The organism is Pseudomonas benzenivorans (genome assembly GCF_033547155.1).
Taxonomy (GTDB): domain Bacteria; phylum Pseudomonadota; class Gammaproteobacteria; order Pseudomonadales; family Pseudomonadaceae; genus Aquipseudomonas; species Aquipseudomonas benzenivorans_B.
Map to the genome: position 1 here is coordinate 4,115,359 of NZ_CP137892.1, position 20,753 is coordinate 4,136,111.

The 20,753-nt window shown below is 69.1% G+C and carries 18 protein-coding genes; 11 read left to right on the forward strand and 7 right to left on the reverse strand.

All coding sequences use genetic code 11. The features are described 5' to 3' along the window. The 6 genes from SBP02_RS19050 to SBP02_RS19075 all read left to right on the forward strand — a co-directional run bounded on the left by SBP02_RS19050 (nucleotide 1) and on the right by SBP02_RS19075 (nucleotide 7,524). Complete coding sequence (locus SBP02_RS19050) at nucleotides 1-882, forward strand: ABC transporter permease (RefSeq protein WP_318643968.1); 882 nt, start codon at nucleotides 1-3, stop codon at nucleotides 880-882. Between the two features lie 38 nt (nucleotides 883-920). Next, complete coding sequence (locus tag SBP02_RS19055) at nucleotides 921-1,865, forward strand: choline ABC transporter substrate-binding protein (protein WP_318643969.1); 945 nt, start codon at nucleotides 921-923, stop codon at nucleotides 1,863-1,865. 180 nt (nucleotides 1,866-2,045) lie between these two features. After that, on the forward strand, nucleotides 2,046-3,488 hold the full coding sequence (locus SBP02_RS19060; RefSeq protein WP_318643970.1) for a TldD/PmbA family protein: 1,443 nt from the start codon (nucleotides 2,046-2,048) through the stop codon (nucleotides 3,486-3,488). Continuing rightward, nucleotides 3,488-4,816, forward strand: a complete 1,329-nt coding sequence (locus SBP02_RS19065) for a TldD/PmbA family protein (protein ID WP_318643971.1) — start codon at nucleotides 3,488-3,490, stop codon at nucleotides 4,814-4,816. Before SBP02_RS19060 ends, SBP02_RS19065 begins: the two co-directional genes overlap by 1 nt. Before the next feature lie 70 nt (nucleotides 4,817-4,886). Continuing rightward, nucleotides 4,887-6,266, forward strand: coding sequence for an ATP-dependent RNA helicase DbpA (gene dbpA, locus SBP02_RS19070; RefSeq protein WP_318643972.1), 1,380 nt, complete (start codon nucleotides 4,887-4,889; stop codon nucleotides 6,264-6,266). Between the two features lie 25 nt (nucleotides 6,267-6,291). Beyond that, on the forward strand, nucleotides 6,292-7,524 hold the full coding sequence (locus tag SBP02_RS19075) for a diguanylate cyclase domain-containing protein (RefSeq protein WP_318643973.1): 1,233 nt from the start codon (nucleotides 6,292-6,294) through the stop codon (nucleotides 7,522-7,524). On the opposite strand, the gene SBP02_RS19080 is transcribed toward SBP02_RS19075, so the two are convergent. Beyond that, on the reverse strand, nucleotides 7,525-8,259 hold the full coding sequence (locus tag SBP02_RS19080; protein ID WP_369958580.1) for a substrate-binding periplasmic protein: 735 nt from the start codon (nucleotides 8,257-8,259) through the stop codon (nucleotides 7,525-7,527). It abuts the gene before it with no gap. Nucleotides 8,260-8,381: 122 nt separating this feature from the next. On the opposite strand from SBP02_RS19080, the gene SBP02_RS19085 reads away from it, so the two are divergent. The 3 genes from SBP02_RS19085 to SBP02_RS19095 all read left to right on the forward strand — a co-directional run bounded on the left by SBP02_RS19085 (nucleotide 8,382) and on the right by SBP02_RS19095 (nucleotide 12,004). Then, nucleotides 8,382-8,834 carry a DUF302 domain-containing protein gene (locus SBP02_RS19085; protein WP_318643975.1) on the forward strand — a complete coding sequence of 151 codons (453 nt, stop codon included), beginning with the start codon at nucleotides 8,382-8,384 and terminating at the stop codon, nucleotides 8,832-8,834. A 92-nt stretch (nucleotides 8,835-8,926) separates the two neighbouring features. Continuing rightward, nucleotides 8,927-10,111: a BaiN/RdsA family NAD(P)/FAD-dependent oxidoreductase gene (locus SBP02_RS19090; RefSeq protein WP_318643976.1), complete on the forward strand. Its 1,185-nt coding sequence runs from the start codon at nucleotides 8,927-8,929 to the stop codon at nucleotides 10,109-10,111. 42 nt (nucleotides 10,112-10,153) lie between these two features. Beyond that, nucleotides 10,154-12,004: an SLC13 family permease gene (locus SBP02_RS19095; RefSeq protein ID WP_318643977.1), complete on the forward strand. Its 1,851-nt coding sequence runs from the start codon at nucleotides 10,154-10,156 to the stop codon at nucleotides 12,002-12,004. Nucleotides 12,005-12,017: 13 nt separating this feature from the next. On the opposite strand, the gene SBP02_RS19100 is transcribed toward SBP02_RS19095, so the two are convergent. The 4 genes from SBP02_RS19100 to SBP02_RS19115 form a co-directional block, all read right to left on the reverse strand. Next, nucleotides 12,018-12,671 (reverse strand): protocatechuate 3,4-dioxygenase, encoded by a 654-nt coding sequence (locus tag SBP02_RS19100; RefSeq protein ID WP_318643978.1) that lies wholly within the window; start codon nucleotides 12,669-12,671, stop codon nucleotides 12,018-12,020. A gap of 94 nt (nucleotides 12,672-12,765) precedes the next feature. Next, nucleotides 12,766-13,887: an alanine dehydrogenase gene (gene ald, locus SBP02_RS19105; protein WP_318643979.1), complete on the reverse strand. Its 1,122-nt coding sequence runs from the start codon at nucleotides 13,885-13,887 to the stop codon at nucleotides 12,766-12,768. A 137-nt stretch (nucleotides 13,888-14,024) separates the two neighbouring features. Next, entirely contained in the window at nucleotides 14,025-14,777 is a 753-nt protein-coding gene (locus SBP02_RS19110) for a slipin family protein (protein WP_318643980.1), read from the reverse strand. 2 nt (nucleotides 14,778-14,779) lie between these two features. Continuing rightward, nucleotides 14,780-16,207 (reverse strand): NfeD family protein, encoded by a 1,428-nt coding sequence (locus SBP02_RS19115; protein ID WP_404824345.1) that lies wholly within the window; start codon nucleotides 16,205-16,207, stop codon nucleotides 14,780-14,782. A gap of 200 nt (nucleotides 16,208-16,407) precedes the next feature. Between SBP02_RS19115 and yccS the strand changes: the two genes are divergently transcribed. Both yccS and SBP02_RS19125 read left to right on the forward strand, forming a co-directional pair. After that, the gene (gene yccS, locus SBP02_RS19120) at nucleotides 16,408-18,615 is read left to right on the forward strand and encodes a YccS family putative transporter (protein WP_318643981.1); all 2,208 of its coding nucleotides are present in this window, start codon (nucleotides 16,408-16,410) and stop codon (nucleotides 18,613-18,615) included. Nucleotides 18,616-18,698: 83 nt separating this feature from the next. Beyond that, a complete protein-coding gene (locus SBP02_RS19125) occupies nucleotides 18,699-19,445 on the forward strand; it encodes a substrate-binding periplasmic protein (RefSeq protein ID WP_318643982.1) in 747 nt (248 codons plus the stop codon). 30 nt (nucleotides 19,446-19,475) lie between these two features. Here SBP02_RS19125 and SBP02_RS19130 read toward each other — a convergent pair whose 3' ends face one another. Both SBP02_RS19130 and SBP02_RS19135 read right to left on the reverse strand, forming a co-directional pair. Continuing rightward, a complete protein-coding gene (locus SBP02_RS19130; protein ID WP_318643983.1) occupies nucleotides 19,476-20,327 on the reverse strand; it encodes an HDOD domain-containing protein in 852 nt (283 codons plus the stop codon). A gap of 84 nt (nucleotides 20,328-20,411) precedes the next feature. Then, nucleotides 20,412-20,642 carry a hypothetical protein gene (locus SBP02_RS19135; RefSeq protein WP_318643984.1) on the reverse strand — a complete coding sequence of 77 codons (231 nt, stop codon included), beginning with the start codon at nucleotides 20,640-20,642 and terminating at the stop codon, nucleotides 20,412-20,414. Nucleotides 20,643-20,753: the final 111 nt, after the last annotated feature.

Genomic DNA, 20,753 nt, shown 5'->3' on the forward strand with positions numbered 1-20,753 from the left:
ATGAGCGACAAGAAACTCGATCTGGGCAGCTGGGTCAACGACGTGGTCCAGCACCTGCTGGACAACTACAGCGGCGCCTTCGACAGCGTCGGCAGCGTGGTCAGCGGCTTCTCCGAAGGCATCGAGACCCTGCTCATGCTGCCCCCGGCCTGGCTGCTGATCGCCATCTTCGTCGGCCTCGGCCTGTGGCGCATCGGCGCCCGCTTCGCCGGCTTCACCGCCGTGTCCTTCATCCTCATCGTCATGACCGGCTTCTGGGAGCAGACCGTGGTCACCCTCGGCCTGACCTTCTCCTCGACCCTGATCAGCCTGCTGCTGGGCATCCCCCTGGGCATCTGGGCTGCTCGCAGCGAGCGCGTCGCCACCATCGTCCGGCCGATCCTCGACTTCATGCAGACCATGCCGGCCTTCGTCTACCTGATCCCCGCCGCCATGCTCTTCGGCCTCGGCCGCGTGCCCGGCATCATCGCCACGGTGATCTTCGCCATGCCGCCGGCCGTGCGCCTGACCAACCTGGGCATCCGCCAGGTCAACAAGGAGATCGTCGAGGCCGGCCAGTCCTTCGGCTGCACCGGTCGCCAGCTGCTGTTCAAGGTGCAGCTGCCCAACGCCATGCCCTCGATCATGGCCGGGGTCAACCAGACCATCATGATGGCCCTGTCCATGGTGATCATCGCCTCCATGGTCGGCGCCGGCGGCCTGGGCAACGACGTGCTGGCGAGCATCCAACGCCTGGATATCGGGCTAGGCTTCGAGAGCGGCATGGCCGTGGTGCTGCTGGCCATCATCCTCGACCGCATCACCGAGAGTTTCGGCACCAAGCAGACCGCACCCCGTGGCGGCCTGATCAGCTGGGTGAACGCGCGCTTCCAGCGCCAGTGAACCTGAACCCACCATTCCAACGACACAGGGAGTCACCCATGAAGAAACTCAAGACAGCCGCAGGCATGGGCCTGCTGTCCTGCGCACTGCTCCAGGGCGCCTGGGCCCAGGAACCGGAAAGCTGCAAGCAGGTGCGCTTCGCCGAGATCGGCTGGGCCGACATCGCTGCCACCACCGGCGTGGCCATGACCCTGACCGAGGGCCTGGGCTACAAGCCGCGCAAGATCATGGCCTCGGTGCCGATCGCCTTCACCGGGGTGAAGAACAGTCAGATCGACGTGTTCCTCGGCTACTGGGCCCCCTCGATGGATGCGGTGATCGAGCCCTTCACCAAGGACGGCGGCGTCAAGGTGCTGCCCACGCCCAACCTGGAAGGCGCCAAGTACACCCTGGCGGTACCGACCTACGCCGCCGAAGCCGGCCTCAAGAGCTTCCAGGACATCGCCAAGTTCAAGGACCAGCTCGGCGGCAAGATCTACGGCATCGAGCCGGGCAACGACGGCAACCTGCTGATCGAGCAGATGATCAAGGGCGACCAGTTCGGCCTCGGCGGCTTCCGCATGGTCGAGTCCAGCGAGGCCGGCATGCTGGTCCAGGTGCAGCGCGCGGTGAAGAAGAAGGAGCCGGTGGTGTTCCTCGGCTGGGCCCCGCACCCGATGAACACCCAGTACGACATCACCTACCTGTCCGGTGGCGATGAGGTGTTCGGCCCCGACTTCGGCGCCGCCAAGGTCTACACCGTGGTACCGCCGGACTACGAGGCCCGCTGCGCCAACGTCGGCAAGCTGCTGAACAACCTGCAGTTCAGCGTCGAAGTCGAGAGCCAGCTGATGGAGAAGGTGCTGGAGAAACAGGACCCGGCCGAAGTCGCGAAGAACTGGATCAAGGCCAACCCGCAGATGCTCGACAAGTGGCTGGCCGGGGTCACCACCTACGACGGTCAGGACGGCGTCGCCGCCGTGAAGAAACACGTCGGCCTCTAAGGCGACGTCCCCGGAACGCCGCCCGAGCGGGCGGCGTTCTCGTTTCCGCGCAACAGCCCCTGCCCGTACGCCCGACGGCCCTTGCCCGTCCCCCCACCATCGGCAATGATGAACACCCTCCCGGGTCGTCTCTTCCCGCCACCACGCCCCCACGCCGGGCCACGTGAAAGGAACCGCCGCATGCACGAGGCCTTTGCCGCCCTCAAACGCCACTTCGCCGCCTTGCACTGCGACGCCGAGCACTGGTCGCTGCGTTACGTGCGCCAGGACCATCAGCAGCTGGCGGTACGCAAGCAGATCGCCGAGCCGCCGCGCTTCTGCCGCGACGAAGGGGCGATGCTCTGCGCACGGCTGGCCGGGGTCGAGGCCTATGCGGCGACCAGCGACCTCTCGCGCCCGGGGCTGCAGGCCGCCCTCGACCAGGCGACCGCGCTGGCCCGGCGCATCGCCCCTCTCGCCCTGCTCGACCAGCGCCCCCTGGCGCCCTCCGGCGCCCGCGGCGAGTACCGTTCGCCGGGCTTCGAGCGCCCCTTCCCCACACTCGCCGAGTGCTACCAGCTGCTGACCGCCGAATCGGCCGCGGTGCCCGCCGACCCGCGCCTGGTCAACTGGCGGGTCGGTCTGCACATCAGCGAGGTCGAGCAGCTCTACCTGAACAACGCCGGCGCCGAGCTGAGTTCGGCCCAGCGCTTCGTCTACCCGCACCTGGGCGTCACCGCCTACGACGGCCACGACAGCCAGACCCGCCACCTCGGCGGCGCCCACCTCGGCCAGCAGGGCGGCGCCGAGGTCATCGAGCGCCTCGGCCTGGTCGGCGCCGCCCCCCGGGTCGCCGAGCAGGCCCTGCAGCTGCTGCTGGCGCCCAACACCCCGACGGGGCCGCGCGACCTGCTGTTGCTGCCCGACCAGATGATTCTGCAGCTGCACGAGTCCATCGGCCACCCCCTGGAGCTGGACCGCATCCTCGGCGACGAACGCAACTTCGCCGGTACCAGCTTCGTCAGGCCCGAAGACTTCGGCCACCTGCAATACGGCTCGCCGCTGCTCAACGTGACCTTCGACCCCACGCTGCCCGAGGAGCTGGCCAGCTACGCCTTCGACGACGACGGCCGCCCGGCGCGCAAGGAGTACCTGATCCGCGACGGCCTGCTGCTGCGCCCCCTGGGCGGCGCCCTGTCGCAGCTGCGCAGCGGCCTGCCGGGGGTCGCCAATAGCCGTGCCAGCAGCTGGAACCGCCCGCCCATCGACCGCATGGCCAACCTCAATATTGAACCGGGCGAACACAGCCTGGCGCAGCTGATCGGCGGCATCGAGCACGGCATCCTGATGGCCAGCAACAGGTCCTGGTCCATCGACGACGCGCGCAACAAGTTCCAGTTCGGCTGCGAATGGGGCCAGCTGATCGAGCAGGGCGAGCTGCGCGGGGTGGTCAAGAACCCCAATTACCGCGGTATCTCCAGCCAGTTCTGGAAGTCCCTCACGGCCGTCGGCGACGCCAGCACCCGGGAGGTGCTCGGCACCCCGCACTGCGGCAAGGGCGAGCCGAACCAGGTGGTGCGCGTCGGCCATGCCACCCCCGCCTGCGTATTCGCCGCGGTCGACGTTTTCGGCGGGGCCGCCTGATGAACCAGGCCCTCGCGCAATTCCAGGCCCTGGCCCAGTGGCTGGGCGATGCCCTGGCGCCGGGCGAGGACTTCAGCCTCGGCTACGCCGCCGAGCAGTCCGATTTCGTCCGCTTCAACCAGGCCAGGGTGCGCCAGGCCGGCCAGGTGCGGCAGGCCAGCCTGGAGCTGCAACTGATCCAGGGCGGCCGCCATGCCGAACAGCAACTGACCCTGAGCGGCGTGCTGGCAGAGGACCGCCGCCGCCTGGCCGAAGCCCTGTCGCAACTGCGCGCTATCCTGCCGCTGCTGCCGCCCGATCCCTATCTGCAGTTCAACCGCGAGCCCTGGCAGAGCCATAGCCTGCAGCTCGAGGCGTTGCCGGACTGCGCCCAGGTGGTCGAGCAGGTCGCCCGCGAGGCGGCCGGCCTGGACCTGGTCGGTTTCTATGCCGCCGGGTCCATCAGCCGCGGCTTCGCCAGCTCCAGCGGCGCCTTCGGCTGGCACCAGGCGAGCAGCTTCAATCTCGACTGGAGCCTGTTCCACGGCAACGGCCAGGCGGTCAAGGCGCAGTACGCCGGTCAGCACTGGCAGGCCGAGGCCTTCGCCACACGCCTGGCCGAGGCCCGCGAGCAGCTGGCCTACCTGGGCCTGCCGGCTCGCAGCCTGGCGCCCGGCGACTACCGCGCCTACCTGGCGCCCGCCGCCCTGCAGGAGGTCCTGGAACTGCTCGGCTGGGGCGGTTTCTCCGCCCAGGCCCTGGCCGAAAAGGACAGCCCCTTGCAGCGCCTGCACAGCGGCGAGGCCCGGCTCAGCCCCCTGCTGCACCTGCAGGAGCAGGTCACCGGCTCGCTGCTGCCCGGCTTCTCCAGCGAAGGCTATCCGCGTCGCGACCTGCAGCTGATCCGCGCCGGGCAACCCGGGGAGCAGCTGGTCAGCGCCCGCAGCGCCGCCGAATACGGCCTGCCGGCCAATGGCGCCAGCCCTTGGGAGGCCCCCGCGGCCCTGGTGATGGCCGGAGGCGAGCTGGCCCAGGCGCAGGTTCTCGAGCGCCTCGACCGCGGCCTGTATATCGGCAACCTGTGGTACCTCAACTACTCCGACCGACCGGCCGCGCGCATCACCGGCATGACCCGCTTCGCCAGCTTCTGGGTCGAGGACGGGCGCATCCAGGCGCCGCTGGCCAGCATGCGTTTCGACGACAGCCTCTATCGCCTGCTCGGCAGCCGGCTCGAGGCACTGACCCGCGAGCGCGAGCTGAGCCTGGCCACCGGCACCTACCAGCAGCGCCACAACGGCTCGACCCTGCTGCCCGGCGCCCTGCTCGACGGCCTGACCCTGACCCTCTAGGGCCACCGCCGCGCCTAGCCGGCCGCGCCTGTTACACTGCGCGTCATTTCGCTCCTATCGGGTCTCTACCGTGACATCCACCGCCTTCAACGCCCTGCCACTGTCCGCCGCCATGCTGGCCAACCTCGAGTCCCTCGGTTACGCGCAGATGACGCCGATCCAGGCCCGCAGCCTGCCGGTGATGCTCAAGGGCCAGGACCTGATCGCCCAGGCCAAGACCGGCAGCGGCAAGACCGCGGCCTTCGGCATCGGCCTGCTGCATCCGCTCAATGCGCGCTATTTCGGTTGCCAGGCCCTGGTGCTGTGCCCGACCCGCGAGCTGGCCGACCAGGTGGCCAAGGAGATCCGCCGCCTGGCCCGCGCCGGCGACAACATCAAGGTCCTGACCCTGTGCGGCGGCGTGCCCCTGGGCCCGCAGATCGGCTCCCTGGAGCACGGCGCGCAGATCATCGTCGGCACCCCGGGACGGGTGCAGCAGCATCTGGACAAGGGCAGCCTGAAGCTCGACGGGCTCAACACCCTGGTCCTCGACGAGGCCGACCGCATGCTCGACATGGGCTTCTACGACAGCATCGCCGCGATCATCGAGCAGACCCCGAGTCGCCGCCAGACCCTGCTGTTCTCCGCCACCTACCCGGCCGGCATCGAACAGCTGGCCGCCCGCTTCATGCGCGCGCCGCAACGGGTCGAAGTGGAAGCCCTGCACGACGACAGCCAGATCGAACAGCGCTTCTACGAGATCGCCCCGGAGCAGCGCCTGGATGCGGTGGTCAGGCTGCTGGCCAGCCTGCGCCCGCAGTCCTGCGTGGCCTTCTGCTTCACCAAGCAGCAGTGCCAGGCGCTGGTCGAGCACCTGACGGCCAACGGCATCTGCGCCGCCGCGCTGCACGGCGACCTGGAGCAGCGCGAGCGCGACCAGGTGCTGGCGATGTTCGCCAACCGCAGCCTGTCGGTACTGGTGGCCACCGACGTGGCCGCCCGCGGCCTGGACGTCGAGGGCCTGGACCTGGTGATCAACGTCGAGCTGGCCCGCGACTCCGAGACCCATATCCACCGCGTCGGCCGCACCGGCCGCGCCGGCGCCAAGGGCCTGGCGGTGAGCCTGGTGGCCCCGGCCGAGGCGCACCGCGCGCGGGCCATCGAGGAGCTGCAGCAGGGCGCCCTGAGCTGGCAGCCGCTGGACAGCCTGAAGCCGCAAGCCGGCGAACCGCTGCAGCCGCCGATGGTCACCCTGTGCATCGCCGCCGGACGCAAGGACAAGCTGCGCCCCGGCGACATCCTCGGCGCTCTCACCGGCGAGGCCGGGATTCCCGGCGCCCAGGTCGGCAAGATCGCCATCTTCGACTTCCAGGCCCTGGTCGCGGTGGAGCGCGGCATCGCCAAGCAGGCGCTCAAGCGCCTGAACGAGGGCAAGGTCAAGGGCCGCTCCGTGCGCGTGCGCGTGCTCTGAGCCAGACCTTCAGGAGAACGAGACGGTGCGCAACATCCTGGTCATCGAAGACAGCCCCCTGGTGCTGAAGATTCTCGACCACCTGTTCCGCCAGGAGCCGGATCTGCAGCCGCTGTTCTGCGCCTCCCTGGCCGAGGCCGAGGTGATGCTGGAGGCCTCCGCCGAGCTGTTCTTCGCCGCCATCGTCGACCTGCACCTGCCCGATGCCCCCAACGGCGAGAGCGTCGACCTGGTGATGCGTCACCGTCTGCCGTGCATCGTCCTGAGCGGCTCCTACAACGAGCAGCGGCGCGACGAGCTGCTGCTCAAGGGCGTGGTCGACTACGTGCTCAAGGAGAGCCAGCACTCCTACGAATACGCCTTCCGCCTGCTGCACCGCCTGGAAAGCAACAGCCAGGTGAAGATCCTCATCGCCGAGGACTCCGATGCCACCCGCCACTACATCCGCCACGTGCTGACGCCCCATCGCTTCCAGCTGCTCGACGCCCGCGACGGCGACGAGACCCTGCGCATCCTCCAGGAGCAGCCGGACATCGACCTGCTGGTGGTCGACCACAGCATGCCCGGCCTCAGCGGCTTCGAGCTGGTCAAGCTGCTGCGGCAGAAGCTGAAGCGCCACGAGCTGATCATCATCGGCCTGTCCGCCGACGCCAAGGGCTCGCTCAGCGCCATGTTCATCAAGCACGGCGCCGACGACTTCCTGCGCAAGCCGTTCTGCCCGGAGGAGCTCAACTGCCGGGTCATCTCGACCCTGGAGCGCCGCGACCTGATGCGCGCCCTCAAGCAGGCCGCGCAGTACGATGCCCTGACCGGCCTGAACAACCGTCGCGCCTTCTACGAGCAGGGTCTCAAGCAGCTGCAGCAGGCCCAGCGCAGCAACCAGCCCCTGAGCGTGGCCATGCTCGACCTGGACTTCTTCAAGCGCATCAACGACGAGCACGGCCACGCCAGCGGCGACAGCGCCCTGGTGGTGTTCGCCAGAGCCCTGGCGGAGGCCTTTCCCGATGCCCTGCTCGGTCGTCTCGGCGGCGAGGAGTTCGCCCTGCTCGGCCCGCTCGAGGATGCCACCCTGGACCGCCTGCGCGAGTGCTGCGCCACTCTGCACTATGCCGCCGGCGCGCCGCCGCTGTCGTTCAGCGCCGGCGTGTACCAAGGCGAGCCGGAGGACCTGGAGACGCTGCTGCACCAGGCCGACCTGCGCCTGTACCAGGCCAAGCGCCAGGGCCGCGGCCTGAGCATCTGGCGCACCGCCGACTGACTAGAAACCGTGGCGCCGCAGGACGGCGGCGTAGCTGCCATCCTCGCGCATCGCCGCGATGGCCTGGTCGAAGACCTCGGCGATGCGCTGGTGGTCGGGGCGCTCGAGGCTGACCAGAATATGCAGGCCGTTCTCGCTCAGCGGCTGTGGCACGAACTCCAACCCATCGCGGATATCCTGCAGCGTGCGCCCGAGGTGCCAGCGCGCGACGAACTCGTCCTCCAGCATCAGGTCCACCCGCCCGGCGGAGACCATGCGGGCGCCGCTCTGGAAACTGCTGACGGTGACCTTGGTCAGCTGCCGGTCGTGATCGAACGCGTGGGAATAGGCATAGTCGCGCATGACCGCGATGCGGTAGGGATAGAGGTCGGCGAGCCGCCGAAACTCTAGCGCCTCGCCCTTGCGCCGCAGGAAACTGATGCGATTGACCAGGTAGGGACGGGAAAAATAGCCGAACCGGCTACGCTCATCGCTGTACCAGGCGTTGATCAGCACATCGTAACGACCCTGGCGCAGCCCCTTCACGGCCCTGGCCCAGGGCACCTCGGCGTAGTGCGTGGCATAACCGGCCTTGGCCAGCGCGGTACTGACCAGGTCCGACGCCAGGCCATTGTTGTGCAGACTGCTGTCATTGAACGGCGGCCAGGGGCTGGCCACCAGCCTAAGCGCCTCCGTGGCACCGGCCGGCCAGCACAGCAAGGCAAACGACAAACACCAGACACGCAACCCGGTCATGACAAGCCGCCCAGAGCAAAGGATTGATCAATACTAGTCGGCGTTCACCATCGCGCCTATCTCAGGGGAGTCGAGCGCTGCACCGACAGCGACCTCCTGACAGCAAATTCGAGGAATCGCCTATGAACACCCTAGGATCGCTGCTAGGCCTCGGCCTGCTGACCTTCGCCTCGCTCGTCCAGGCCGCGGACGGGCTGGTGGCGCTGAAAAGCCCCCACAGCGCAGACCAGACCATGAACCGACTGGTGCAACAGGTCGAACAGCGCGGCCTCCGCCAGTTCGCCCGCATCGACCACGCCGCCGGCGCCGCCAGCGTCGGCAAGCAGCTGCGCCCCACCGAACTGCTGATCTTCGGCACCCCCCAGGGCGGCACGCCGCTGCTGGAGTGCGCCCAGTCCGCCGGCATCGACCTGCCGCTCAAGGCGCTGGTCTGGGAGGATCAGGCGGCCCAGGTGTGGCTCGGCTACAACGACCCGGCCCATATCGCCGCGCGCCATGGTGTCGCCGAGTGCCCGGCGGCGGCGCAGTTGCAACAGACACTGGCGGCCATCGCCGCCGCGGTCGTCGCCCCCTGAGTTCGGGACCACGCCGGCCGGCCGCCATCGGGTAAGATGCGCGCTATTTGCTGCCGCGCGGGCGGCGCCTGTCGGCTTGTGAGGAAGTGGCTGTGCTTGTGACTGAAGTGGTGATAGTCGGCGCCGGTGCCGCCGGCTTGATGTGCGCCCTGACCGCCGCCGGGCGCGGGCGCCGGGTGCTGCTGCTGGACCACGCCAACAAGGCCGGCAAGAAGATCCTGATGTCCGGCGGCGGGCGCTGCAACTTCACCAATATGTACTGCGAGCCGGGCAACTTCCTCTCGGAGAACCCGCACTTCTGCAAGTCGGCCCTGGCCCGCTACAGCCAGTGGGACTTCATCGCCCTGGTGAGCAAGCACGGCGTGCCCTATCACGAGAAGAAGCTCGGCCAGCTGTTCTGCGACCACAAGTCCAGCGACATCCTCGAGATGCTGCTGGCCGAGTGCCGCGAGGCCGGCGTCGAGCTGCGCCTGAACACCTCGGTGGAGCAGATCGCCGCACTCGCCCCCGGCTACCGCCTGCACACCAGCGCCGGGCCGGTGAACTGCGAATCCCTGGTGATCGCCACCGGCGGCCTGTCGATTCCCACCCTGGGCGCCAGCGGCTTCGGCTACCAGGTGGCCCAGCAGTTCGGCCACCGCCTGCTGCCGACCCGCGCCGGCCTGGTGCCCTTCACCATCACCGAGCCGCAGCTCAAGGCCCTGTGCAGCGAGCTGTCCGGCACCTCGGTGGAGGACTGCCTGGTCAGCTGCAACGGCCAGAGCTTCCGCGAGAACATCCTGTTTACCCACCGCGGCCTGTCGGGCCCGGCGATCCTGCAGATCTCCTCCTACTGGCAGCCGGGCGACAGCATCGAGATCGATCTGCTGCCGCATCTCGACCTGCCCGACTGGCTGGCCAGCCAGCAGGCGGCGCGGCCGAACAGCGAGCTCAGGACCCTGCTCGCCGAGCTCTTCACCAAGAAGATGGCCGGCCTGCTGGCCGACAGCTGGTTCGTCTCCAAGCCGATGAAACAGTACAGCCCGGGCGAGCTCAGGACGATCGCCGACAGGCTCGGCCACTGGCGCCTGGTGCCGGCCGGCACCGAGGGCTACCGCACCGCCGAGGTGACCCTGGGCGGCGTCGACACCCGCGAGGTGTCGTCCAAGACCCTGGAGTCGCTGAAGAGTCCGGGGCTGTATTTCATCGGCGAGGTGCTCGACGTCACCGGCCACCTCGGCGGCTTCAATTTCCAGTGGGCCTGGGCCTCGGGCTACGCGGCGGCGCAGTATGTCTGAGCCGCGCCCACCCTGCCCCCCGTTCAAGGATCGACCCTGCGCATGACCCAAGACCAAGGCCTGATCTTCGCCATCCTCGCCGCCACCGTGGCGCTGTTCCTCTGGGGCCGCTGGCGCCACGATATAGTCGCCCTCGGCGCCCTGCTGGCCTGCGTGGTGACCGGCCTGGTGCCGGACCAGCAGGCCTTCGCCGGCTTCGGCCACCCGGCGGTGATCACCGTGGCCTGCGTGCTGGTGCTGAGCTACGGCCTGCAGAGCACCGGCGCGGTGGATGCCCTGGCCCACCGCCTGCTGCCGGCCAACGCCGGAGCCATGCTGTCGATCGCCGCGCTGACCGGCTTCGGCGCCCTGCTCTCGGCCTTCATGAACAACGTCGGCGCCCTCGCCCTGCTGATGCCCATCGCCCTGCGCATCGCCGGCAAGCAGGAGCTGCCCCCCGGCCGCGTGCTGATGCCGCTGGCCTTCGGCACCATCCTCGGCGGCATGACCACCCTGATCGGCACGCCGCCCAACCTGATCGTCTCCAGCTTCCGCACCCAGAGCGGCGCCGGCCCCTTCGCCATGTTCGACTTCAGCCCGGTGGGCGTCGCCGTGGCGCTGACCGGCGTGCTGTTCATCGCCCTGCTCGGCTGGCGCCTGGTGCCGCGCCGCGAGGTGGCCGGCGCCGCCAGCTTCGACACCGGCACCTACATCACCGAGGCACGGGTCGCCGAGGGCGCCAAGGCGGCGGGCAAGAGCCTGCGCGAAGTGGAGCAGCTGCTCGACGAGGCCGATGCCCAGGTGGTCGGCATGGTGCGCAACAAGCTGCGCCTGTCCGCCCCCAACCCCAGGCGCATCCTGCAGGTCGACGACGTGCTGATGATCGAGGCCGAGCCCGAGGCCCTCGGCGACGTGCTCGGCAAGCTCGGCCTGAAGCTGGAAGCCGCCAAGCCGCCCAAGGACGACAAGCATGCCGAGGACAAGGCCCATCCTGGCAGCAAGGACGACGCCAGGAAGGACAAGGCCAAGGGCAGCGACAAGAAGGACAGCAGCGGCGACGACAGGGTGCTGCAGGAGCTGCTGGTGCGCCCCGACTCCCAGCTGATTGGCCGCAGCGCCAGCGAAATCCACCTGCGCAGCCGCTACAGCATCAACCTGCTGGCGATCTCGCGACAGAGCCACCGCTCGATCAAGCGCCTGCGCTCGACCCTGATCGAGCGCGGCGACGTGCTGCTGATGCAGGGCATACCGGGGGACATCGCCGAGTTCGCCGGCGACTATGCCTGCGTGCCGCTGGCCGAGCGCGCCATCAGCATCCCCAACCCGGGTCAGGCCGGCCTGGCCCTGGGGGTGATGCTGCTGGCGGTGCTGGTCGCCGCCTTCGGCCTGCTGTCGGCGGCGGTGGCCTTCGCCGCCGGGGTGCTGGTGTTCATGGTGGCGCGGGTGGTGCCGCTGCGCCTGCTCTACCAGTCCATCGACTGGCCGGTGATCGTCCTGCTCGGCGCCCTGATCCCGGTGGCCGGGGCCATGTCCGCCACGGGCGCGGCCGACCTGCTGGCGCGCCTGCTGATGGAGCACCTGGCCCAGGGCAATCCGGTGCTGGTGCTGACCCTGCTGCTGGTGGTGACCATGACCCTCTCGGACTTCATGAACAACGCCGCCACCGCCGCGGTGATGTGCCAGATCGCCCTGAGCGCGGCCAGTCAGCTGGGGGTCAACCCCGACTCCCTGCTGATGGCGGTGGCAATCGGCGCCTCCTGTTCCTTCCTCACCCCCATAGGCCACCAGAACAACACCCTGATCCTCAGTCCCGGCGGCTTCCGCTTCGGCGACTACTGGCGCCTCGGCCTGCCGATGGAGATCATCGTGGTGCTGGTCAGCGTGCCCCTGCTGCTGCTGGTCTGGCCGCTGTAGCGCGGCGCCCCGCTCAGGACGTCGGGGTCAGGCCGAGGACGATGTCGAAGCGCGCCACCTGCTCGCGCGCCACCGCGCCGGCCACCGGCACGAAGGGCACGATCAGCAGCTCCCGTGCCTTGGGATCGCGGATGGCATTGAGGATGGCGTCGCGGGCGTTCAGGCGCTCGCCGCGGATGTAGCACTGGGTGGCGAAACGCGGCTGCCCGGGCAGGGTCACGGCGAAGTGGATATGCGGGGTGCGCCCAGGGTAGGGCACCGGGCGGATGGTGCGGAAGCGGTAGCGGCCGTCGCGGCCGGTGACAAAGCGCCCGTAGCCCTGAAAGTTGGCATCGCGCCGCGCGCGATCGCCGCCGCGGCTGTGCAGGTAGATGCCCCGGGCGTCGACCTGCCAGATCTCCACCAGGGCATCGGCCAGAGGCCGGCCGTTGGCATCGACGATGCGCCCGTGCAGGTGCACCACCGTGCCGCTGGCCGGGGTCAGCTGGTCGTCGACCAGCACCAGGTCATTGTCCCGATCCAGCGGCAACTGGTCGGGGTAGAAGGGCCCGAGGGTCTGCGCCGGGGTCAGCAGGCGCTCGGCGAAGGCCCCCGGGGCACTCAGCAGCCAGGCGCCGGCCCCCAGCCCGACCAGCAGCCGACGGCGGCTGATACGCGAATCGGTCATGCACTCCTCCGTGGATCGACGCGTCCTGCGATAAGACCGCAATCGGCCCGATGCGGCGCCCTCGCATCCGGACAAAGGGCGCTTGGCCGCCTGGCTACAGGTGCTCCAGCACGCTGGTCGCCGAATGATAAGGCAGGCCATGGGCCTCGGCCACGCTGCCGCAGGTGATCAGGCCCTTGGCCACGTTGAGGCCGTTGCACAGGTGCGGGTCCTCTTCCAGGGCCCGACGCGTGCCCTTCTCGGCGAGGGCGATGACGAACGGCAGGGTCGCGTTGTTCAGCGCCAGGGTCGAGGTGCGCGCCACCGCGCCAGGCATGTTGGCCACGCAGTAATGCACCACCTCATCGACCACATAGGTCGGCTCGGCATGGGTGGTGGCCCTGGACGTCTCGGCGCAGCCCCCCTGGTCGATGGCCACGTCCACCAGCACCGAACCCGGCTGCATCTGCCGGATCATCTCGGCGCTGATCAGCTTGGGCGCCGCCGCCCCGGGGATCAGCACGCCGCCTATCACCAGGTCGGCCGCCAGCACCTGCTCACGCAGCGCCGCGCGGGTCGAGTAGAGGGTGGTGATGCGGTTGCCGTATTGACTGTCCAGGCGGCGCAGGGCGTCGACGCTCTTGTCCAGCACGGTGACGTCCGCGCCCAGCCCCACGGCCATGGCCAGGGCATGGCTACCGACCACCCCGCCGCCGAGTATCACCACCTTGCCCGGCGCCACGCCCGGCACCCCGCCGAGCAGCACGCCACGCCCGCCGCGAGCCTTCTCCAGGCAGTTGGCGCCGGCCTGGATCGACATGCGCCCGGCCACCTCGGACATAGGCGCCAGCAGCGGCAGGCGGCCAGCCGCATCGGTGACTGTCTCGTAGGCGATGCAGGTGGCGCCGCCGGCCATCAGCTCGTCGGTCTGCGGCCGATCCGGGGCCAGGTGCAGGTAGGTGAACAGGGTGTGATGGGGGCGCAGGCGGGCACGCTCCACCGCCAGCGGCTCCTTGACCTTGACGATCATCTGCGCCTGGTTGAACACCTGGGCGGCATCCGCGGCGATCTGCGCGCCGGCGGCCTGATAGTCGGCATCGCTGAAGCCGATGGCACTGCCCGCCTGGGTCTCGATCAGCAGCTCATGCCCCAGGGCGGTCAGCTCGGCCACCGACTGCGGGGTCAGACCGACGCGATACTCGTGGTTCTTGATTTCCTTGGGAACGCCAATACGCATAGCAACCTCCAGGCAGAAAAGCCGGACATCCATGGAAAGAGTCTAGGCCCCCAGGGGCCCACCGCGAGCTCAGGCGAATCGTTAGGGAATCCTCCCGAACCGTCCTGGTCGATAACGACCAGGCGCGATCGCCCGCCCTATGACTTGGGTATCTTGATGCCCTGCAGCAGCTCGACCGGCAGCGGGAAGACGATGGTCGAGTTCTTGTCCCCGGCGATGTTGCTCAGCGTCTGCATGTAGCGCAGCTGCATGGCGCCGGACTGGCGGCCGAGCATCTCGGCGGCCTGCATCAGCTTCTCCGATGCCTGCAATTCGCCCTCGGCGTGGATCACCTTGGCCCGCCGCTCGCGCTCGGCCTCGGCCTGCTTGGCGATGGCGCGGATCATCGACTCGTCGAGGTCGACGTGCTTGATCTCGACGTTGGCCACCTTGATGCCCCAGGCGTCGGTCTGCGCATCGAGCACATGCTGGATATCGACGTTGAGCCGCTCGCGCTCGGCGAGCATCTCGTCCAGCTCGTGCTTGCCGAGCACCGCCCGCAGGGTGGTCTGGGCCAGCTGGCTGGTGGCCTTGAGGAAGTCCTCGACCTGGATGATCGCCTTCTGCGCGTCGAGCACGCGGAAGTACACCACCGCATTGACCTTGACCGAGACATTGTCGCGGGAGATCACGTCCTGGGTCGGCACGTCCAGGACTATGGTGCGCAGGTCCACGCGCACCATCTGCTGGATGCCCGGGATGATGATGATCAACCCGGGCCCCTTGACCCGCCAGAAGCGCCCAAGCTGGAACACCACGCCGCGCTCGTACTCGCGCAGGATGCGGAACGCCGAGATCAGCAGCGCCAGCAGCAGCACCGCCAGGGCGGAAAAGCTCAATTCGAAACCCATGACTAGTCTCCTTCAGACACCTCTTCGGCTGCGGCAACATCCAGCAGCAGGCCCTTGCGCGCCAGCACCCGCACCTGCTGGCCAGGGCGCAACGGCGCCTGGCTGACCACCTGCCACTGCTCGCCCTGCAGCTGCACCCAGCCGCCCTGCGGGTCGTCCGGCGCCACCGCACTGATCCGCACGAGGCTGCCGAGCAGTTCGCTGTCGCCGCCGACCAGGGCCCGCCGTCGGGCGCGTAGCGCCATGCTGAGGATGGCGAAGATCACCACGCCGCTGGTCAGCGCCAGGGTCAGGATCAGCGCCAGCGGAATGCCGAACCCCGGTACATCGGTGTCGATCAGGATCAGCGCGCCGAAGCAGAACGCCACGATCCCGCCGATGCCCAGCACGCCGAAGCTGGGCATGAAGGCCTCGGCTGCGATAAAGGCGATGCCGAGCAGGATCAGGGCCACTCCAGCGTAGTTCACCGGCAGCAATTGCAAGGAATACAGGGCGAGAATCAGGCAGATGCCGCCGAGCACGCCGCCGATCCCGGTGCCCGGGTTGGAAAACTCGAAGAACAGGCCGTACACGCCGATCATCATCAGCAGCAGCGCCACGCTGGGGTTGGTGATCACCGCCAGCAAGCGCGTGCGCCAGTCCGGCTCGTGGCTGATCAGCACCGCGCCCTCGGTGTCCAGGGCGACCTCGACCCCGGCGGCCGTGAAGGTCTTGCCGTGCAGCTGCCTGAGCAGATCGGCCAGGTCGAGGGCGACATAGTCGATCACCTTGAGCTTCAGCGCTTCCTCGGCAGCCAGGCTGACCGCCTCGCGCACGGCCTGCTCGGCCCACTCGGCATTGCGCCCGCGCAGCTGTGCCAGGCCACGGATATAGGCGGCGGCATCATTGATCTGCTTCTTGCTCAGGGCATCGCCCGGCGCGGCGGCCTTCTCGTCCTTGCCGCCCTTGTCGGCGGCCTGGTCGTTTTGTCCGTCTCCCTCGCCCGTGTCGGGCGCCTCGGGCTGCTTGGGCGGCGCGCCGGGCATGCCGCCGATCTGCACCGGCGTCGCCGCGCCTAGGTTGGTGCCCGGCGCCATCGCCGCGACATGGCTGGCATAGAGGATATAGGTACCGGCACTGGCCGCCCGGGCGCCGCTCGGGGCGACGAAGCTGGCCACCGGGATGGGGCTGGCGAGGATGGCCTTGATGATGTCGCGCATGGAGGTATCCAGGCCGCCCGGGGTGTCGATGCTCAGCACCACCAGCTGCGCGCCGTCCCCCACCGCCCGGCTCAGGCCGCGCACCACGTAGTCGGCGCTGGCCGGGCCGATCGCGCCCTCGACCCGCAGCGTCACCACGGTCGCCGGGGCGCCCAGCAGCCCGACCGGCCACAGCACGAGCAGCGCCAGCAGCACGGGACGCAGTAACGCAAGCTTCGCGGCAAGCTTCACGGGCTCTCCATGACAGCCGCCACGGATGAGTCGCCAGGAGCGGGCGCGGCTGCCTGCCTTAGAGGATAGTCCATGGGCGTGGCGCAGGTCGGCACCGCCCCGCGCCCCCGCTGGCAGGCGCGCCCGGCGGCGGAACGTGTCGCCGGTCCGGCTATTGCATTAATCTTCGCTCCAAGTCTCGCGAACAAGGCCGTTCTTCGATGTCGTCCACCGCTCTGCGCCACTCCCTGCGCCGCCTCTGGGCGCTGGACAAATTCGGCTACAGCCTGCGGGTGTTCATCGCCCTCGCCGGCAGCCTGGCGCTGTGCTGGGCGCAGGGCTGGATGCACGCGCTGATCCCGCTGTTCCTCGGGGTCGTCGCCAGCGCCCTGGCCGAGACCGACGACAGCTGGCAGGGCCGCCTCACCGCGCTGCTGGTGACCCTCGGCTGCTTCAGCGCGGCGGCCTATGCGGTCGAGCTGCTGTTCCCCTACCCCTGGCTGTTCGTCAGCGCCCTGGCCCTGTCGAGCTTCGCCCTGACCATGCTCGGCGCCCTCGGCGAGCGCTTCGCCACCCTGGGCTGGGCGACCCTGATCCTGGCGATCTACAGCATGATCGGCGTGGAGCAGCGCGGCGGCAGCGCCGGCCTCGGCCCCGAGCCGCTGCTGCTGGTGGCCGGCGCCGCCTGGTACGGCCTGCTCTCGGTGATCTGGAACGCCCTGTTCGCCCATCAGCCGGTGCAGCACAGCCTGGCCCGGCTGTTTCGCGAACTGGGCCGTTACCTCAAGCTCAAGGCCGCGCTGTTCGAGCCGCTGCGCCAGCTCGACGTGGAGCAGCGGCGCCTGGCCCTGGCCCGGCAGAACGGCCAGGTGGTGGCGGCGCTGAACGCCGCCAAGGAGATCATCCTGCACCGGGTCGGCCACGACCGGGCCAATCCCAAGGTCGGTCGTTACCTGAAGCTGTACTTCCTCGCCCAGGACATCCACGAGCGCGCCAGCTCTTCGCACTACCCCTACAACGAGCTGGCCGAGGCGTTCTTCCACAGCGACGTGCTGTTCCGCTGCCAGCGCCTGCTGCGCCTGCACGGCGAGGCCTGCCAGCGCCTGGCCGAGGCCATCGAGCTGCGCCAGCCCTTCGAATACCGCGAGCTGTGCAGCGAGGCCCTGGAGGACCTGCACGCCTCCCTCGACCATCTGCACCTGCAGAGCAACCCGGCCTGGCGCCACCTGCTGCGCTCGCTGCAGGCCCTGGCCGGCAACCTCGCCACCCTCGACCGGCTGCTCGGCAGCGCCAGCAACCCGGACGCCCTGGCCGATGAGCAGGACAGCAGCCTGCTGGACCGCGAACCCCAGTCGTTCAAGGACGTGGTCGAACGCCTGCGCCTGCAGCTCACGCCTACCTCGCTGCTGTTCCGCCACGCCCTGCGCCTGGCCATCGCCCTGGCCGCCGGCTACGGCCTGCTGCACTGGGTCCACCCGGCCCAGGGCTACTGGATATTGCTGACCACGGTGTTCGTCTGCCAGCCCAACTACGGTGCCACCCGGCGCAAACTGGTGCAGCGTATCGCCGGCACGGTGCTCGGCCTGGTGCTCGGCTGGGCGCTGTTCGACCTGTTCCCCAGCACCCTGATGCAGGCCTTCTTCGCCGTGGCCGCCGGGGTGGCCTTCTTCGCCACGCGCAGCAGCCGCTACACCCTGGCCACGGCGGCGATCACCCTGATGGTACTGTTCTGCTTCAATCAGGTCGGCGACGGCTACGGGCTGATCGTGCCGCGCCTGGTCGATACCCTGCTCGGCAGCCTGATCGCCGGGCTCGCGGTGTTCCTGATCCTGCCGGACTGGCAAGGCCGGCGCCTCGAACGCATGCTCGCCAACACCCTCAGCTGCAACAGCAGCTACCTGCGCCAGATCATCCGCCAGTACGCCAGCGGCAAGCGCGACGACCTGGCGTACCGCCTGGCCCGACGCAACGCGCACAATGCCGACGCGGCGCTGTCCTCCACCCTCGGCAACATGCTGATGGAGCCGGGGCACTTCCGTAAGCAGGCCGATATCGGCTTTCGCTTCCTGGTCCTCTCGCACACCCTGCTCAGTTACCTCTCCGGCCTCGGCGCCCACCGCGGCGAGGGGCTGCTGGGCGCCGACCAGGCCCAGCTGCTGGCCGATGCCGAGCGTATCGCCGGCAGCCTCGACGAGATCGCCGGCCAGCTCGGCGAACGGCATCCGGTGGCGATTCACAGCGACGCCGAGGAGCAGCTGGCCCTGGCACTGGAGCAGGTGCCCGAGGAGCTCGACGAGCAACAGCGCCTGGTGCAGACCCAACTGGCGCTGATCTGCCGCCAACTGGGGCCCCTGCGCACCCTGGCGGCCCATCTGCTCAGGGGCCAGGATCGCGCCGCTGCCAGGCCGGACACCCCTGGCCTCTCGTGAGCCGAGCCGGCCCTGCAGCAGCCCCCATGGTGCCGCAGCACGGCCGGCGTTAGGCTATGCCGACAGCAATCTGGAGAAACGCCATGGCCACCCCGTACCGCAGCTTGATCGGCCTCTTCTTGGCCTGCCTGCTGGGCGCGCAGAGCCAGGCCGAGTTGCGCCTGCTGACCGAGGATGCGCCGCCGATGAGCTTCATCCAGGACGGCCAGCTAACCGGCATGTCGGTGGACATCGTCGAGGCCCTGATCCAGCGCACCGGCCAGGCCGCCCAGGTCGATCTGGTGCCCTGGACCCGCGGCTACCAGATGGCCCAGCAACAGGCCAATACCGCCCTCTTCTCCACCGTGCGCACCCCCGAGCGCGAGGCGCTGTTCCAGTGGGTGGGGCCGTTGATCCGCGGCAAGACCCGCTTCTACTCGCTGCGCACCAGCGGCCTGCAGATCGACAGCCTGGAGCAGGCCGGGCGGAGCGGGCCGCTGGCCGTGCCCAAGCACTGGTACACCCACGAAACCCTGCTCGCCCGGGGCCTGCAGAACGTCTACGGCGTGCCCGGCCCCAAGCAGATGGTGACCATGCTCAAGCACGGCCGGGTCAAGCTGATCGCCACCGAGGACATCACCCTGCGCGATGAGCTGACCACCGGCGGCCTGACCCCGGAAGAGGTCCAGCCGCACATGGTGCTCATGCAGTCCGACTACTACATCGCCTTCTCCCCGCAAACCGATCCGCTCGTGGTCGACCAGTGGCAGCTGCAGCTCGAGGCCATGCGCCAGGACGGCAGCCTGCAGCGCATCGTCCGGCGCTGGCTGCCCCATGCCGAAGCGCCCTGACACCTTGCGCGGGCTGCGCACCGGCGTGGGCTAGCGCAGGGTCGCGGCCAGCGTCTGAATGTCGTCCCAGTGCTGCTCGACCAGGCACAGGCGACCGTCGAGCGCCAGTTCGTTGTAGGGGGCAATGAGCTTGGCATAGGCCGCCAGGCTCGCCAGCGGGGGCCGCTCGGCATCGCCGGCGAGGACGTGGTAGCGGCCGAGGTTGACCAGATCGAGCAGCTCCAGTTGCCGCACCCGCTGCAGGCTCCAGTTGTCCACCTCGCGCACGATCTGCACGTATTCCTCGTCCACCGCCCACTTCTTCAACAGAATCACCCCCAGCGAGCGGCCATAGGCGCGGCATAGCTCCGCGTAGCGCGTCGGACTGGGCGGCAGATGGCCATCCTTGAAGGCCGAGAGCACCGCCAAGTCCCCCACCTCGCTGAGCAGGCTGGCCAGCACCACATGGTCGGCGGGGATGCGCCCGACCTGACGCGCCAGGAAGGCGCAGATGCTGCCTTGCAGGGTCAGGCGGTGCCAGGCCGCCAGGAACAGTTGCTTGTGCCCGGCACTGTGCAGGGTGAACAGGCTCTTGATGCTGTGCATCATCACCACCCGGTCCACCTGCTGCATGCCCAGCACCCGCAGCACGTCCTCCAGCGTCTTGGGCGTGACCCGGGTGCGCAGCAACGGGCTGGAGGCGTATTTGACCAGCAGGGCACTGAGCGCCGGGTCCTGGCCGATCAGGCCGGCCAGGCGGGGGATGTTCACCTCCTCCGGCATGGCCAAAGCGCGGCGGATCTCCAGCGTCAGCGTCGGCAGGCTCGGCAGCTGCTCCTCGTCGCTCATCAGCTGGGAGACCAGCTGCCGGTAAATCGAATAGTCCGAGTCTGCCGCTTGCATCGCCATCTCCCACCGCCGGTCGCCAGCAGTGTAGCCAAGCTCGCCCTGCGCTGCGCACCAGCCAACCCGCGGTGTCCGGCCGCCTCAGGCCAGCCCGGTTTGACGCGCCTGGGCGCGGCGACGAATGCCCAGGTCGAGCTTCAGGCAGATCGCCGCCAGCAGCATGAAGCCGGCGCCGAGGTTGCCGCGACTGACCGGCACGCCGAACAGGTTGCCCAACCACTCGACGACCGGCCCCGGGTAGTTGGCCAGCAGGGCACCCAGCGGTACCAGTAGGAACAGGAAGAAGAATCCCAATGACCGCAGCATGTTCATCTCGCACCCTCGCTCTGATTGGCTCCTTGGGCAGCATGCCGCCAGGGGCGCCGGGGCGACACTAGACCTTGGTGCAAAGGCCGCGGCCGATCGCCGATAATTGCCCACCCT

Excerpts from the sequence above, each read along its gene's own strand:
- SBP02_RS19050 (WP_318643968.1), top strand. The coding sequence starts at position 1 with ATGAGCGACAAGAAACTCGATCTGGGCAGCTGGGTCAACGACGTGGTC.
- SBP02_RS19055 (WP_318643969.1), top strand. The coding sequence starts at position 921 with ATGAAGAAACTCAAGACAGCCGCAGGCATGGGCCTGCTGTCCTGCGCA.
- SBP02_RS19060 (WP_318643970.1), top strand. The coding sequence starts at position 2,046 with ATGCACGAGGCCTTTGCCGCCCTCAAACGCCACTTCGCCGCCTTGCAC.
- SBP02_RS19065 (WP_318643971.1), top strand. The coding sequence starts at position 3,488 with ATGAACCAGGCCCTCGCGCAATTCCAGGCCCTGGCCCAGTGGCTGGGC.
- SBP02_RS19080 (WP_369958580.1), bottom strand. The coding sequence starts at position 8,259 with ATGACCGGGTTGCGTGTCTGGTGTTTGTCGTTTGCCTTGCTGTGCTGG.
- SBP02_RS19085 (WP_318643975.1), top strand. The coding sequence starts at position 8,382 with ATGAACACCCTAGGATCGCTGCTAGGCCTCGGCCTGCTGACCTTCGCC.
- SBP02_RS19095 (WP_318643977.1), top strand. The coding sequence starts at position 10,154 with ATGACCCAAGACCAAGGCCTGATCTTCGCCATCCTCGCCGCCACCGTG.
- SBP02_RS19100 (WP_318643978.1), bottom strand. The coding sequence starts at position 12,671 with ATGACCGATTCGCGTATCAGCCGCCGTCGGCTGCTGGTCGGGCTGGGG.
- ald (WP_318643979.1), bottom strand. The coding sequence starts at position 13,887 with ATGCGTATTGGCGTTCCCAAGGAAATCAAGAACCACGAGTATCGCGTC.
- SBP02_RS19110 (WP_318643980.1), bottom strand. The coding sequence starts at position 14,777 with ATGGGTTTCGAATTGAGCTTTTCCGCCCTGGCGGTGCTGCTGCTGGCG.
- yccS (WP_318643981.1), top strand. The coding sequence starts at position 16,408 with ATGTCGTCCACCGCTCTGCGCCACTCCCTGCGCCGCCTCTGGGCGCTG.
- SBP02_RS19125 (WP_318643982.1), top strand. The coding sequence starts at position 18,699 with ATGGCCACCCCGTACCGCAGCTTGATCGGCCTCTTCTTGGCCTGCCTG.
- SBP02_RS19130 (WP_318643983.1), bottom strand. The coding sequence starts at position 20,327 with ATGCAAGCGGCAGACTCGGACTATTCGATTTACCGGCAGCTGGTCTCC.
- SBP02_RS19135 (WP_318643984.1), bottom strand. The coding sequence starts at position 20,642 with ATGAACATGCTGCGGTCATTGGGATTCTTCTTCCTGTTCCTACTGGTA.